Origin of the sequence: Parabacteroides sp. PH5-46 (assembly GCF_029892785.1) — a bacterium.
GTDB lineage: Bacteria > Bacteroidota > Bacteroidia > Bacteroidales > Tannerellaceae > DFXE01.
Map to the genome: position 1 here is coordinate 314,176 of NZ_JARXXA010000004.1, position 15,866 is coordinate 330,041.

9 protein-coding genes and 1 other RNA gene are annotated in these 15,866 nt (G+C 44.8%); 7 read left to right on the plus strand and 3 right to left on the minus strand.

Annotation, left to right across the window (positions count from 1 at the left end; all coding sequences use genetic code 11):
• Positions 1 to 54: 54 nt before the first annotated feature.
• Complete coding sequence (locus M2470_RS06190) at positions 55 to 4,293, minus strand: two-component regulator propeller domain-containing protein (RefSeq protein ID WP_280744170.1); 4,239 nt, start codon at positions 4,291 to 4,293, stop codon at positions 55 to 57.
• Positions 4,294 to 4,453: 160 nt separating this feature from the next.
• Between M2470_RS06190 and M2470_RS06195 the strand changes: the two genes are divergently transcribed.
• From M2470_RS06195 to M2470_RS06215, 5 genes are all read left to right on the plus strand, one after another.
• Entirely contained in the window at positions 4,454 to 5,941 is a 1,488-nt protein-coding gene (locus M2470_RS06195) for an arabinan endo-1,5-alpha-L-arabinosidase (protein ID WP_280744171.1), read from the plus strand.
• A 48-nt stretch (positions 5,942 to 5,989) separates the two neighbouring features.
• Positions 5,990 to 7,978 (plus strand): alpha-L-arabinofuranosidase C-terminal domain-containing protein, encoded by a 1,989-nt coding sequence (locus M2470_RS06200; protein WP_280744172.1) that lies wholly within the window; start codon positions 5,990 to 5,992, stop codon positions 7,976 to 7,978.
• Between the two features lie 210 nt (positions 7,979 to 8,188).
• Positions 8,189 to 9,853, plus strand: a complete 1,665-nt coding sequence (locus M2470_RS06205) for a diphosphate--fructose-6-phosphate 1-phosphotransferase (RefSeq protein WP_280744173.1) — start codon at positions 8,189 to 8,191, stop codon at positions 9,851 to 9,853.
• 177 nt (positions 9,854 to 10,030) lie between these two features.
• Positions 10,031 to 10,636, plus strand: a complete 606-nt coding sequence (locus M2470_RS06210; protein WP_280744174.1) for a riboflavin synthase — start codon at positions 10,031 to 10,033, stop codon at positions 10,634 to 10,636.
• Between the two features lie 31 nt (positions 10,637 to 10,667).
• Positions 10,668 to 11,213 carry a nitroreductase family protein gene (locus M2470_RS06215; RefSeq protein WP_280744175.1) on the plus strand — a complete coding sequence of 182 codons (546 nt, stop codon included), beginning with the start codon at positions 10,668 to 10,670 and terminating at the stop codon, positions 11,211 to 11,213.
• 1 nt (position 11,214) lies between these two features.
• Here M2470_RS06215 and M2470_RS06220 read toward each other — a convergent pair whose 3' ends face one another.
• Together M2470_RS06220 and rnpB are read right to left on the minus strand one after the other, a co-directional pair.
• Positions 11,215 to 12,576 (minus strand): YihY/virulence factor BrkB family protein, encoded by a 1,362-nt coding sequence (locus M2470_RS06220; protein ID WP_280744176.1) that lies wholly within the window; start codon positions 12,574 to 12,576, stop codon positions 11,215 to 11,217.
• Positions 12,577 to 12,588: 12 nt separating this feature from the next.
• An RNA gene (rnpB, locus tag M2470_RS06225) (RNase P RNA component class A) lies at positions 12,589 to 12,951 on the minus strand.
• Positions 12,952 to 13,255: 304 nt separating this feature from the next.
• Here rnpB and M2470_RS06230 point away from each other — a divergent pair.
• Positions 13,256 to 14,761 carry a Do family serine endopeptidase gene (locus M2470_RS06230; protein ID WP_280744177.1) on the plus strand — a complete coding sequence of 502 codons (1,506 nt, stop codon included), beginning with the start codon at positions 13,256 to 13,258 and terminating at the stop codon, positions 14,759 to 14,761.
• 137 nt (positions 14,762 to 14,898) lie between these two features.
• On the plus strand, positions 14,899 to 15,759 hold the full coding sequence (locus tag M2470_RS06235; RefSeq protein WP_280744178.1) for an RNA polymerase sigma factor RpoD/SigA: 861 nt from the start codon (positions 14,899 to 14,901) through the stop codon (positions 15,757 to 15,759).
• Positions 15,760 to 15,866: the final 107 nt, after the last annotated feature.

Genomic DNA, 15,866 nt, shown 5'->3' on the forward strand with positions numbered 1-15,866 from the left:
TATTTTGATAGTGGATAAATGTGTACAAGGGCGTTTTTTTCTTTGTGTATTCCTCTACTTCTCTCTACCTCCTTCTACCTCCCCTTCAAGAAGGCTGCTTGGCGGAACGTTGTACCGTTTGGTGAAGCAGCGGGTAAAGTATTTAGGGTCGTTGAATCCTACTTCGTAAGCAATTTCCGAAATATTCATTTGGCGGTTTACTTTGTTTTTCTCGATCAGTTTGCGGGCAATGTTCAGGCGGTAGTTGCGAATGAATTGTCCGATGGATTGCCCCGTTAGGTTCTGCATTTTCTTATTCAGGAGACTCTTACTTACCCCCATAGCTTCGATAAAGTCGCCCGATTCGTAGGCGGAGTTCTTGTAATTAGCTTTGATAATTTCAACGGCTTTGTCCAAGAACTTCTTATCGCTCGATTCCTCTTCGATATTCAACGCGCTAACATCCATTTGGAGTGCGAACTGCCGTTGATACCGTTTACGGTTCTCCAGGATATTCGATATGCGTGTAAGCAATAACTCTTCGTTGAATGGTTTTAGTAGATACTCGTCAACCCCTGTACGATAACTCTCCATGCGCGACTCTTGCGAAGTCTTGGCTGTAAGCATTAGGAAAGGAATGTGCGAAATGGCGAAGTTTTCTTTTACCCTACGCGACAGCTCAATACCATCCATCACCGGCATCATCAAGTCGCTGATGATGAAATCTACATTGCAAGTAGAAAGAATGCTTAGTGCTTCGCTACCATTCTCTGCTTCCAGTATGTTGTACTGTTCTGACAAAATCGAGCGTATATAACTGCGCATATCTCGATTGTCCTCCACAATCAATATAGTCAACCGGTTGGGCGAGAAGTGAGAAGGGACAAAGTCTGGCGTTTCCGGAAGAACAACCGGGTGAGAAATGGCTGTGTTTACAGGTGGAGCGCTCTCTTCGCGCGATAGCGGCAAACTCATACAGAACGAAGCCCCCACCGTACGGTTGTTCTGTGCTTTAATGGCTCCGCCGTGCATCTGTACAATGCGCTTTGATAAGTACAAGCCGATGCCCGTACCACTTTGTCCGTATATTGGAAACTTCGTGCCATTGGCCGATTGGTAGAAGCGGTTGAATATCTTCGTCAGGTCTTCCTCCGGAATGCCCGTTCCCGTATCCTTTATACTGATATACAAATGCTCCTTCTCCTGCGCTTTATCTCTTAGCGAGGCGATGTACACCCGCACTTTACCACCGTCTGGCGTAAACTTAATCGCATTAGAGAGCAAGTTTGTAATCACCTTCTGCATCGCATCTTGGTCGAACAAAATCTCTGGATCGCCTAGTCTATGGTACGATTCGATGGTGATATTTCGCTCCTGCGCAAAGACAATAAACGGTGATACAATCGAATCCACAAACTTCAGGAAGTTACTTTTCGTCTTATTTATCTCCAATTTGCCCGACTCCACCTTGCGGAAGTCCATCAACTGATTCACCAGCGAGAGGAGGTATTTCGAATTTCGCTCCACAAAGTTCAATTGTTCAATCACTTGCGGGTTGTGGCTCAACTTCAATGCTCGTTCTATCGGGCCGATAATCAGCGTAATCGGGGTTCGGAACTCGTGGGTGATGTTGGTAAAGAACGACAGCTTATCTACCGTTAGCTCCTGCACCTTTTTCGACATCTTAATAAGCTGCGCCTTTTGCTTGGTTATTTTATCGTTCTGCTCGGTCAGTATCTCATTCTGCCTTGCCAACTCTTTCGTCCGTTCCTCCACCGTACGGTGCAACAATTCCTTCTGCTCTTTCAGTGTGCGAATTCGTCGGTGGTAAATGTACAACGCACTGCATATCACCAACGTAATCATCAACAGTACAAACCACGCCCTTTTGTAAAAAAATGGGCTGACGATAACCGATAGCTCCGTCACCAACGTATCCATCGTCTCCCCCTCGGCCACGTACATCACCTGAAATACATAGTTGCCATGCTTCAGATTGGTATAGTTGGCAAAGCGCCGATTGGCAGGAGTCTCGACCCACTGATCGTCGAAACCCAGCAGGCGATATTTATAAATGGCCGCCTGTGTGCTATAGTTCAGTGCAGAAAATTCGAGCGAAAACGATTTGTCCTTTTCGTGTAGGTGTAGCACCTTGGCGCACGAGATGTTATCATCAATATATTTCCCGTCGGGATAGATCTCTTCGTTCATTACGTATAGCTTGGTGAGCCGAACGTTGGGTTGCACGGTAGACGATTGCTGCTTGTTGGCATCTACGGCAGTCAACCCATTCAGACTACCAAAATAGAGCAACCCATTTGCCGAGCAGCAATGTGCGTTCCAGTAGAACTGATTGCTCAATAAACCATCCTCTTGGGTGTAATTAATGAAACGCTGCGTCGAAAGGTCGAAACAAGAGAGTCCGTTGTTGGTACTAATCCATAAGCGTCCTTGTCCATCTTCCAGTATGCCCCGCACACTGTTATTTATCAACCCTTGCTCCATAGTGTAGGACACAAACCGTTCGTTTCCTTCCTCCTCAATATACTTATACATACCATTTCCGTTGCTACCCACCCATATCGTACCTTCGGCCGATTGGTAAAAGCAGCTAATCTTCTCGATCAATGGCGATTCTGGCTTGTCGAGTTTATACTTCAGGTAGCGATACGTAAACGCATGGTCGTTGTTCGAGTGCAGATCAATAATATATGCCCCATCCATAGACCCCATCCAGAGTCGTCCTTTCGTGTCAATCAGTGTTCCGATAGCTCCATAGATCTTCTCCGAGATACCATTCGGTAGGGGAGAGTGTAGCTTGTCGGTCTGCAAGTCGTAAAAGAATAACCCCGGGTTTGCACCAATCCAAATCCCTTTGTTTATGGGGTCGTAGCAGAGTGCTCCGATAAAATCGATCGTAAAATCCGGATGTGTTTTGGCAGATAGGTATTTAATGGCGGGTCGTTCGGGATGCTGCAAATCGAGCAACGTAATTCCACTCCCCCAGCTCCCTACCCAAAGTCGGTTTAGGTGGTCCGAGGTGAGCGCACTTACCGAATTGTGACTAATGCGTGTAGGTCCGTCGGCCATGTAATGCGTAAACCGTTCGCTATTCTTTAGCTTCCTATTGAGTCCTCCCTCCACCGTTCCTACCCACAAGGTACCGTGTGCATCTTCGTAAACGGCATTCACCGGATTCTTAGAAATACTATACGGGTTCTCCTTATTATATGTATAGTTGCGAATAGGCAGTCTGCGCGGAGTCATCTTATTGATACCTCCTGTTTCGCTACCCAGCCAAATCACATCGCCATCTATCAATATGCAGTTCAGAAAGTTCGAGTTCAGTTGGTTGCCATTGCTCGATATCTTTTCGTCTTGGGTTATTTGTTCAAAATCGTCCGATATGGGGTTGTACACATTTAGTCCTCTAAGAGTGCTGATAATTAATTGCTTGTCGCTCGTAATCGCCAGGTTGGTAATGTAGTTCTGCGAAATCGACCGTTTATTGTTTGGATCATACGTGTACAGTTTCATGATGTTCTCGTTCTTGCTATACCGAAAGAGTCCGTTGTTGGTTCCCATCCACACCTCATTCTCTTTGATGCAGAACGTGTAGCAGATGGTGCCGGGTTCAAACTTAAAGTCCTGTATGGCAGCAGTAGCGCGTAGGGTGTTATTGTCCGAGGTGTAAATCTTATACACATCTTGTCCCATATTTGCCCAGATGTTCCCGTCTTGATCTATATCGTGTAGTACAACCGACTGAAAGTCCGATTCAGTAGGTGGCAGCACATAAATCCGGTCTATATTTCCCTCGGTATCGAACGTAATCTTGCGCAAGGTCTTTCCGCAGCAGGTCCAGATATCGCCCCGGCTATCTTTCAGTATGGCAGAGGCCGATTGGTCGATAAAGGAGTAAAGCTCCTCACTTGTATCGTGTAGTGTAATTTCTTGCAGGGTGTTGAGGTCGATAATGTTTATTCCTCCTTCCGAAATGGCCCAGAGCCTTCCGAAATTATCTTCGCACACCGCTATAATAAAGTTACTCTTCAGTTTCACGCGTGTGGTGTTGGTGTTATAGAGCAGAAATTCATACCCATCGTAGCGTGCCAGTCCGCCCCCCGCTGTCGACACCCATAAAAAACCTTCGGAGTCTTTGTAAATATCGTCAATAAAGTTGTGTGGAAGTCCATTATTCATCGTTACATACGTAATGTTGTATCGACCGGAGAAGGATTCTTGCGCAGCGATATATCCGGCTTGCCAAACGAGGCACAGCAAAAAGAGTAGTACGTAGGTTCTTCTATTCATCGCATTAGGTTAAGATGAAAACAAAGTTATATCATAATTTATATTACGCAAAAAATCCACTTGTACTTTTTCTCGCCAAATCGTTTTGTCCACCATAATTGCACTTTCGTCCACCTATGTGGCAGGCTTAGGGCGTATTTTTGCGAAAAAATATAATACCATGGATAGAAAATTGCTTGCTGCATCCGCCTTGTCCCTTTGCCTGCTACTCGCATGCAATCCGCCTGCAGCGTTTACCCCCCAACCCTCAACAAACCCTTGGCAGGACGATTACAGTTCCCTGTCCGGTATGGAAAACTATAAACAGTGGGGAACGTACAATGTACACGATCCTGCCTGCAAAAAGTTTGGCGAGTACTACTATATGTATTCTACTGATGCCATTTTTAAAGAAAATAAGAAAGCAGCCGAAGAGAAGGGAGTACCTATGGGATACATTCAAGTGCGCCGCTCCAAAGACCTCGTGAACTGGGAGTTTGTAGGCTGGGCCTTCCCCGAAATTCCACAAGAGGCTGTGCAGTGGGTAAAGGAACATGCCGATGGGCGAGGAGCCGGAAACATCTGGGCACCTTATATTATTAATCACGGAGACACCTACCGCCTTTATTACTGTGTATCGGCTTTCGGACGCAAGACCTCGTATATCGGACTGGCCGAATCTTCCTCTCCCGAAGGACCGTGGGAGCTGAAAGGAGCGGTGGTAAAGACCAATAACGAGAGTGTGATGAACGCTATCGACCCGAGTGTTATTGTAGACCCCGATAATGGAAAGTGGTGGATGCACTATGGTTCGTATTTTGGTGGACTTTTCTGCTTGGAACTCAACCCCGAAACAGGCTTGCCTATGACGGCAGGCGATCAGGGACACCTGGTAGCGCGCCGAGCCAATTATAAGAAGGACAACCTGGAAGCACCCGAGATTATCTATAACCCCGAACTCAAACAATACTACTTGTTTGGCTCCTACGATCCGTTGATGACGACCTACAACATCCGTGTGGGACGTTCCAACTCGCCCGAGGGTCCGTTTACCGACTTCTTCGGACAGGATCTGAAGGATACTACAAACAATTTCCCGATCCTTACGGCGCCCTATCAGTTCGAGAATCATCCCGGATGGGCAGGTACGGCACACAATGGTGCCCTGCGTACAGACGACGGACGTTATTTCATTTTCCATCAGGCACGTCTTTCGCCACAGAACCTAATGATGGTGTTGCACTTGCGCGAAATGTTCTTCACTTCCGAAGGCTGGCCGATAGTATCGCCCGAACGCTATGCGGGTACGCCCGAACGTCGTTTTAGCGAGCAAGATTTGCCGGGCGAGTGGGAGGTAATCCGTGTCTTAGAACCGCCTCATGAGCGTAACCTCGAAGCTGGACAAATCCTTTGGGGCGAGGGCGAATTGTTAGAGGAAGAGTGGAACCGCTCTTCACGTATCACCCTTACCGCCGATGGAAAAACCAATTTAAACGAATCTTGGTCCTTTATGACCGAAAATCAGACCCTGAAAATGGTTCTAAATGGAGAAGATATAGATGAACTTCTTATCTTTGCAGGACAAGATTGGGAAAACGAGAAAGAAACCATTCTCTTTACCGGACTGGACAAGAAAGGTCGTTCCGTATGGGGAAAAAGAGTAAAATAATTTTCACTACAGAATAACACATTAAACATCAATATCAACATCAATATTATGAGAATCAACAAAACCCTATTCGCTGCCCTGGCCCTATCGACCACCCTGTCGATCCACGGCCAAACCAACGAATTAGTTATTCAAACCAAAAAGCTTGGTGCTGAAATCCAGCCCACCATGTACGGACTGTTCTTCGAAGACATCAACTACGGAGCCGATGGCGGACTCTACGCCGAACTCGTTAAAAACCGCTCCTTTGAATTTCCACAAAACCTTATGGGATGGAAAACATTCGGTAAGGTATCCTTGCAGAACGATGGACCCTTCGAACGCAATCCACACTACGTACGCCTGGCCGATCCGGGTCACGAACACAAACGTACGGGTATCGAAAACGAAGGCTTCTTTGGCATCGGTATCAAAAACAATGCAGCATATCGCTTTACCGTGTGGGCACGCCTTCCAGAAGGGGGCACGGCTTCCAAAATACGCGTAGAGCTGGTGAAACCCAACAGCATGGGCGAACAGCACGCTTTTGCTACACAAAACTTGGTGATCGACTCGAAGGAGTGGAAGAAATATCAAGTGATCCTGAAAGCCGAAAAGACCGAACCGAAGTCTATCTTGCGTATCTTCTTAGACTCGCCTACAACAGTAGACCTGGAACATGTTTCGCTTTTCCCTGTAGATACTTGGAAGGGACACGAAAACGGATTGCGTAAGGATTTGGCGCAGGACTTGGCAGATATCAAACCCGGTGTGTTCCGATTCCCCGGTGGGTGTATCGTAGAGGGTACTGACCTCGAAACGCGTTACGACTGGAAGAAAACCGTAGGACCGGTAGAGAACCGTCCGCTCAACGAAAATCGTTGGCACTACACGTTCCCGCATCGCTTCTATCCCGACTATTTCCAAAGCTATGGCATGGGATTCTATGAGTTCTTCTTGCTCTCTGAAGAGATTGGTGCCGAACCGCTGCCGGTATTGAGCTGCGGACTGGCTTGCCAGTTCCAAAACGAAGATGCTTCGGCTCACGTGGCCTTGTGCGACTTGGATAGTTACGTGCAAGATGCGCTCGACCTGATTGAATTTGCCAATGGCGATGCATCGACCACCTGGGGTAAGGTGCGTGCCGAAATGGGACATCCAGCTCCGTTCAACCTGAAGTTTATCGGTATTGGAAACGAGCAGTGGGGACCCGAATATCCCGAACATCTCGAACCTTTTATCAAAGCTATCCGTAAGGCCTACCCCGATATGAAAATTATCGGTAGCTCGGGTCCGAACTCCGAAGGCGATCAGTTCGATTACCTGTGGCCGGAGATGAAACGCCTGAAAGCCGACTTGGTAGACGAACATTTCTATCGTCCCGAAAGCTGGTTCTTGAGTCAGGGCGCACGCTACGACAACTACGACCGCAAAGGCCCGAAGGTATTTGCCGGTGAATATGCTTGTCACGGTAAGGGTAAGAAATGGAATCATTTCCACGCAGCGCTGCTTGAAGCGGCCTTTATGACCGGACTTGAACGCAATGCCGATATCGTACACATGGCTACGTATGCTCCGTTGTTTGCTCACGTAGAGGGCTGGCAGTGGCGTCCCGATATGATTTGGTTCGACAATCTAAACAGTGTACGCACATCGAGCTACCTTGTACAGCAGCTTTTTGCTACCAACAAAGGAAGCAATGCCCTTACGCTCACTATGGATATGGATAAGAAAAACGTAACCGGTGCCGAAGGACAAAACGGTTTGTTTGCCAGCGCAGTTTGGGAAGCGAGCAACAGCTCGTATATCGTAAAGGTGGTAAATACAACCGACAAGGCTCAGCCTATCACCCTGAACTTTGCAGGAATGAATAAAAAAGAGGTGTTGACCGGTGGTACATGCATCAAACTCCGTGCAGCCGATATTAATGCCGACAATACCCTCGAAAATCCGCAGGCTATCGCACCGCAAGAATCAACTATAACAATCGAAGGCAACGTGTACAATACCGAATTGGAACCTTACACGTTTGCTATATACAAATTTAGTAAGAAATAGAATATTAAACGTCCCACAGTTGTTGAACTCATATTCAACAACTGTGGGATTTCAAATTTAATGTAATTCCTCTTACAACTAACCCCATACCCCTTACCACATATATATATTGATTATTGTCTTTCATTTTTGAATAAAAAATGCGATATTTGCACCGCCTAAAAACTTTATGAGGTATTTAGATCAATAATCATATAAATTTGAATTGAAATGACTAAAAGTGCATTACAAATTGAAAGAGCAAAGTACAAACCTAAAGTACCTGCTGCATTAAAGGGCTCTGTAAACGCCGTTGATGGTGAATATACTCAGTCTGTGGCCGATCAGGAAGATATTAAAAAATTGTTTCCGCATACCTATGGAATGCCTGTAATTACATTTGAAAAGTCGGCTGAAAAGAAAAGCCAACCAGCTATGAATGTGGGCGTAATCCTGTCTGGTGGACAGGCTCCGGGGGGACACAATGTGATAGCCGGTCTGTTTGACGGTATCAAAGCTATAAATAAGGATTCCCGCTTGTACGGATTTATCCTGGGTCCCGGAGGCTTGATCAAGCATAACTATATGGAGCTGACAGCCGATATCATTGAAGAATACCGCAATACAGGCGGTTTTGACATGATCGGATCAGGCCGTGATAAACTGGAAACAAAGGAACAGTTCGACAAAGGTCTTGAAATATTGAAACAGCTGGATATTAAAGCTTTAGTTATCATTGGTGGTGACGATTCAAACACAAATGCCTGCGTATTAGCTGAATATTACAAAGAAATAAATGCCGGAGTACAGGTAATCGGTTGTCCGAAAACCATTGACGGCGACTTGAAAAACGAGCAGATCGAAACCTCATTTGGCTTTGACACAGCTTGTAAGGTATATTCGGAAGTGATTGGTAACATTCAGCGCGACTGTAACTCTGCCCGTAAATATTGGCACTTTATCAAGCTGATGGGACGTTCGGCTTCTCACATCGCCCTGGAATGTGCTCTACAGACACATCCCAACGTATGTATCATTTCGGAAGAAGTAGAGGAAATGAATATGACTCTGGACGACGTGGTGAACCAGATTTGCGAAGTAGTAGCCAAGCGTTTTGAGCAAGGACAGAACTTCGGAACTGTACTGATTCCAGAAGGTTTGGTAGAGTTTATCCCGGCTATGAAACGTCTGATTGCCGAACTGAACGACTTCCTGGCTAAAAATGCTGCCGAATTCAAACTGATCAAACGTTCGGAACAACGTAACTATATCATTGCCAAGCTGACGAAAGATAATTCGGATCTGTATGCCAGCCTTCCTGAAGGAATCGCCCGTCAGCTGTCATTAGACAGAGACTCTCACGGAAACGTACAGGTGTCACTGATTGAGACAGAAAAACTGTTGGCAGAAATGGTTACAACCCGCTTGACAGAATGGTTTGCTTCAGGTAAATATGCAGCAGGCGAGAAGAAACTACCTTTCTCAAGCCAGGTGCATTTCTTCGGTTATGAAGGTCGTTGCGCAGCTCCGTCAAACTATGACGCAGACTATTGCTATTCATTGGGTTATACTGCTTCATGCCTGATTGCTGCCGGCAAAACCGGTTATATTTCTTCTGTCCGCAATACAACAGCTTCTGCCGACAAATGGATTGCCGGAGGTATCCCTGTTACTATGATGTTGAACATGGAAAAACGTCACGGACACATGAAACCCGTTATACAAAAAGCTTTGGTAAAACTAAACGGTGCGCCCTTCAAAGAATTCGCTGCCAACCGCGACACCTGGGCACTAAAAACCGATTACGTATACCCAGGCCCCATCCAGTATTTCGGCCCATCCTCCGTATGCGACGAACCCACCAAGACGTTGCAATTGGAACAGGCTAAGAAATAAAAGAATAGAATTACATTCGTAATATTGTAATTATCGTATCGTAGAGACAAGGCATTTCCTTGTCTCTACATTTTTTATATATCATAATAGTGCGACAATAGTGCGACAATAGTACGGGACAGTACGACAAATAATCCGTATCTTTACATCCGGAAAAATAATTAAAACAACAAGAATATGTTTTCAGGTATAGTAGAGGAAGCTGCCCGGGTGGTGGCTATAGAGCAGGATAAGGGGAATGTTCATCTGATGATGAGTTGTTCGTTTGTGAATGAATTGAAGATTGATCAAAGTGTGTCACATAATGGTGTGTGTCTGACAGTTGTGCGGATTGAAGGCGATACGTATACGGTGACGGCTATCAAGGAAACGCTGGAGCGTTCAAACCTGGGCTTATTGAAAGTAGGGGATAGGGTGAACCTGGAGCGTAGTATGCTGATGAACGGACGCCTGGACGGGCATATCGTGCAGGGACATGTAGACCAAACGGCTGTCTGCACCAAGGTAGACGAGGCAGACGGAAGCTGGTATTACACCTTTGAATACGAGTTTAATAAGAAAATGGCTCAGCAGGGATATATGACGGTTGAAAAGGGCTCTGTTTGTGTAAACGGAGTAAGCCTTACGGTCGTTAACTCGCAGAACAACAGCTTCCAGGTGGCTATCATTCCTTTTACACACGACATGACGAATTTTGGACAGATAGAGAAAGGAACAGTTGTAAATCTGGAGTTTGATATTGTAGGGAAGTATATTAGTAAGATGTTAACATTTAACGATTAACAGTTAATATTCTACGTTTAAACAAATAAAAATGGATGATTTCTTGTCATTAGCTTTGCAGAGGCAGAGTGACCGGGCGTTTGATGCTTCGAGGCCTGTTGAAAGGGAAAAGCTGGAGCGGATTCTGGAAGCGGCAAGAATGTCGCCTTCGGCCTGTAATGCCCAGCCCTGGCACTTTATTGTAGTAGACGAACTGGAACTGAAAAACAAGGTGGCGGATGCTACTTCTACCCGTCTGCTGGGGCTGAATCATTTTACCAAGCAAGCTCCTGTACATATCGTCATTGTAGAAGAGAAAGTAAACCTTACCTCCGGCTTTGGCGGATGGGTGAAGGATAAGAACTTCGCCTGGGTAGATATAGGTATCGCTGCAGCTCATATCTGCCTGGCTGCCGAAGACGAGGGACTGGGCAGTTGTATCCTGGGCTGGTTTGACGAAGATAAGATGCGTAAGTTACTGGATATTCCTTCCGGCAAGCGGATTCTACTTGATGTCATTATTGGTTATTCTACACAAGCGGATCGCCCCAAAAAGCGGAAAGAAACGGAACAGGTAATCAGTTATAATAAATACTGACTTATAAATCTTTTAGGAGTACTTTGTCATTGGTACTGAGCATGTCTTTTCTTGTCTTCAAGAGGGCTTCCCATTCTTTGTTAAATAGGCTGGCAGTGTCTATCTTGAAGTTTTCGGAGCCATGTTCGTCCATTTTGGAGAACAGATAGCCTACGCTGATCTGATTGATGTCGATGGCTGGCTGGTAGTAGCGTATCCTGTCATCGTCGCCATAGTTCACTTCAATAATGATATCCAGTTCTGTCAGAAGGTATAGAATCTGTGAAGTGATACCGAGGGGTATCTGGTAAGAGTCTGACAGTTCGTCAGCTGTATATGGCTTTTCCCCCTTCATAAAGCGTTTAACGATCAGGGAAGCAATCAGCAAAGTAAGGAAGTCTTTGTACCTGCGGCTGATGTTGTGGCTATCCCGTTCAAAGCTGAATTTCTTTACATTTTGTGACGAATAAGACAACTCGGCTCCAAACAGACAGATCAGCCATGATAATTGTAGCCAGAGCAGCAATAAGGGTAGGGCTGCAAAGCTCCCGTAGATAGCGTTGTATTTACTTACCCATATCATCCCTGTAATATAGATCATCTGAAAAATCTGAAAGGCGAATCCGGCGATTGCTCCCGGTACTAATGCATTCAGAAAATGTACTTTCGTATTCGGAAGCAATATGTAAATAATCGTAAATACGATGGTAGCGATAATAAAGGGGACGAAGGATATAACAGACTCTACAACAGGTGTAAAGAACACATACTCGCTCAGAAACGTATTTTGCAAAGTAGAGATCAGGATAGAAAAACCACCGGAAACTGTCATCAGTATAGGCAGCATAAGGAATAGCGCCATATAACTCACTATTTTGCGTCGCCACGGACGGGATTTGGGAACCTGCCAGATGGCATTGAAAGCGTCTTCGATAGACGAAATCAGGTTGATAACAGTATAGAACAACAGGATAAGTCCCACCCCAATAAATACGCCTCCCTGTGCCTGTGAAAGGTAACTTTCTACAAATTCGAGAGCCTTGTTTATCTCTACTTCATGTCCGGGAAAATAGTTCATCAGTTCCTGGTATACAACTCCCTGGAATCCGAAGCCTTTGGCTATTCCCACGATTACTGCCAAAAGGGGAATGATAGCCAGCAGAGTGCTGTAGGTGAGGGCAGAAGCTTTTGTTTGCAGGTTTTCGGTCTGAAACCCACGGATGGCCAGGATAATGGTCTTGATCGCATTGATGTAAACACTCTTCAGTCCGCTTACTTCATTGGCTGTAATGCGCCAGATATCATAAGTAACAAAGTAAATCGTCTTTTTAATAAAAGAGCTGATTTGCTCAATGATCGATTTTTTGTCTTCTTTTTTCTTCATTGTAAAAAAATAAAATGCAGTCTGCCTGTAAGCCGGGTTCTGTTCTTCCGCCCGAGGGCGAAAGTGTCTGCCATTTATCTTGCCTTACCGTCACCGGTACGATCTAGCGGTCTACCCCCCGGCATCGGACGAGCTATCCTACATGCGCCGGTATACATGACCTTACAACCCATAAGGCGTACGGCATCCCGTATTGCTACGAGACCCGGTGAGCTCTTACCTCACCTTTTCACCCTTATTCCGCCAGGCGGAACGGTTATTTTCTGTTACGCTACTCTGCCCTCGCGGACAGCTTCCCGTTAGGAAATATGGTGCTCTGTGTTGCCCGGACTTTCCTCCCATTACCAGGTAATGAGCGACAGACCGGCAGACTGCAACACTGCAAATATATGGATAAAACAGCACATTTAAGGAAATGAAGCATAAAACTGACAAAACGTGATAACATTTCCGCCGTTTTTACTGTTATATACATACGGAATCTGACCAATTGGCAGATGCGGAATGTTAAAATAGCTACTTTGTAACGCACAGTACTGTTAAGCACAGTTAAGCGAGTGACTTAGTCGTTAAAAGTGATAAAAAATGATACGCAAAGAGAATAACAGCACGTTTTTTGAGTTTAATTTGCCAGTAAAGAAAATGTTAAATTTAAGTGTTTAATTAAAGAAATGAAGTTATGAAGAAAGTATGGAAAAATGTACTGGGAATTACACTTGTAGCCGCAATCAGCGCAGGAGCTGCTATAGGAACTAGTACGTATCTGATTAATAAAAATCAGCAAGATGCTTCTTATGCTGTAGAATCAGAGTATGGCTTCAAACAACCGGTTAGATTGGCAAATTATAACACTGTGGCTGCGGAAAACATAGATTTTACTGTAGCAGCAGAAAGTACTGTTCATGCCGTAGTTCATATTAAATCTACCACAAAAGCCAGTCAGGAAGGACGGCAATATATTGATCCGTTTGAGTACTTCTTTGGCTTTGGTAATCGTGGATATCAACGTCAGCCGTCTCCTCGCGTAGGTTTCGGTTCGGGTGTTATTATTTCTACCGATGGATATATCATTACCAATAATCATGTGATAGAAGGAGCGGATGAATTGGAAGTAACGCTGAATGACAGTAGGAAATTTGCTGCCAAATTAATAGGTAGTGACCCTATGACCGATATTGCCTTGCTGAAAATAGAAGGGAAAGATTTTCCGACCATTCCGTTTGGAGACTCGGATAAGTTGAAAGTAGGCGAGTGGGTATTGGCTGTAGGTAACCCGTTTAACCTGACATCAACTGTTACAGCCGGTATTGTGAGTGCAAAAGGCCGTGGCGTAATGGCAGGAAGCGGAGATATAAATAAAATATCATCTTACATACAAACAGATGCAGCGGTGAATCCGGGTAATAGCGGAGGAGCCTTGGTGAACACGAAAGGAGAGCTGATTGGTATTAATACGATGATCCTTTCGGAAACAGGTAATTTTGCCGGTTACTCTTTTGCTGTACCTATCAGTATAGCAGGGAAAGTGGCAAGTGATTTAAAGCAATATGGAACTGTGCAGAGAGCAATCCTGGGTGTTTCCATTTTGGATGTGAAAAATTTAACGGATGAACAAAAAGAGAAGGTAAAAGTCTTAGAAGGAGCTTATGTAGCCGATTTTGCTACCCGCAGTTCTGCTAAAGAGGCAGGAGTAGAAGTCGGTGATGTTATTACTGCAGTTAACGATGTGAAGGTGAGATCGGTTAGTGCTTTGCAAGAGCAAGTAAACAGATATCGTCCGGGTGATAAGGTGAAAGTAACTGTAGACAGGAACGGCTCAACTAAAACGTTTACTATGGAACTGCGCAACATGCAGGGAAATACGGATGTAGTGAAAGGCGTTGGAGACTCTGCCGAGTTATTAGGGGCAGCATTCAGTGATCTTACGGCTAAACAGAAACAGCAGTTGGGTATTAGCTATGGTATACAAGTATCAGGCGTAACCAATGGTAAATTCAGGGATGCCGGTATCCAGAAAGGATACATCATTATGATCGTAAACGACCAGAAGATGTCTTCAATAGATGAGTTTGAGAAGGTTGTAGACAAGGTTCTTAAATCAAATTCCGAAGATAAAGTGTTGTTTATTAAAGGTATTTCCTCCAATGGGCGTACACGGTACTATGCTATTGATCTTGCACAATAAGATCAGGTAATATAGTCATATATAGGTCGAAAGATTGTTAAAGGTTTTTAATTGGCTGCGTGTGGAGTGCAACGCAGCCAATACTTATAAAAAAAATGTTATCTTTGCACCCCGTATTCTCAATATAAAATCATTGGATGAGACAATTAAAGATTACAAAGTCCATTACCAATCGCGAAAGCGCTTCTCTGGATAAGTACCTTCAAGAAATTGGTCGTGAAGATCTTATTACAGTAGAAGAAGAAGTAGAATTGGCACAGGCAATCAAAAGAGGTGACCGTAAAGCATTAGAGAAATTAACTAGAGCAAATTTGCGTTTCGTTGTATCTGTAGCTAAGCAATATCAGAACCAAGGTTTAAGTCTGCCCGACTTAATCAATGAAGGTAATCTGGGGTTGATTAAAGCTGCTGAGAAATTTGATGAAACCAGAGGTTTTAAGTTTATTTCGTATGCTGTATGGTGGATTCGCCAGTCTATTTTGCAGGCTTTGGCAGAGCAGTCGAGAATTGTACGTCTTCCGTTGAACCAGGTAGGTTCGCTGAACAAAATCAGCAAAGCCTTCTCTAAGTTCGAGCAGGAAAACGAACGTCGGCCGTCTCCGGAAGAGCTCGCAGAAGAATTGGATATCCCTGTTGATAAGATTTCAGATACGTTGAAAGTATCAGGAAGACATATCTCAGTGGATGCCCCGTTCGTAGAAGGCGAAGATAACAACCTGTTGGACGTGCTTGTTAACGATGATGCTCCTATCGCAGACCGGTCGTTAATGAACGAGTCATTGGCAAAAGAAATTGATCGAGCACTTGCTACACTAACCGAAAGAGAATGTGAAATAATCAAAATGTTTTTCGGTATTGGCTGTCAAGAAATGACATTAGAAGAGATTGGCGACAAATTTGGTCTCACAAGAGAACGTGTCCGCCAGATCAAAGAAAAAGCTATCAGAAGATTAAGACAAGGAACGCGTAGCAAGCTTCTCAAATCGTATTTAGGTTGATCTCTATAAACGAGGTAATCAAGGCTCCAATCAGATGATTCGGGGCCTTTATTATTTTGTGGAGTTAGCTATTTTAGTTAAATTCGCTGCTAAATTATTAAACTATC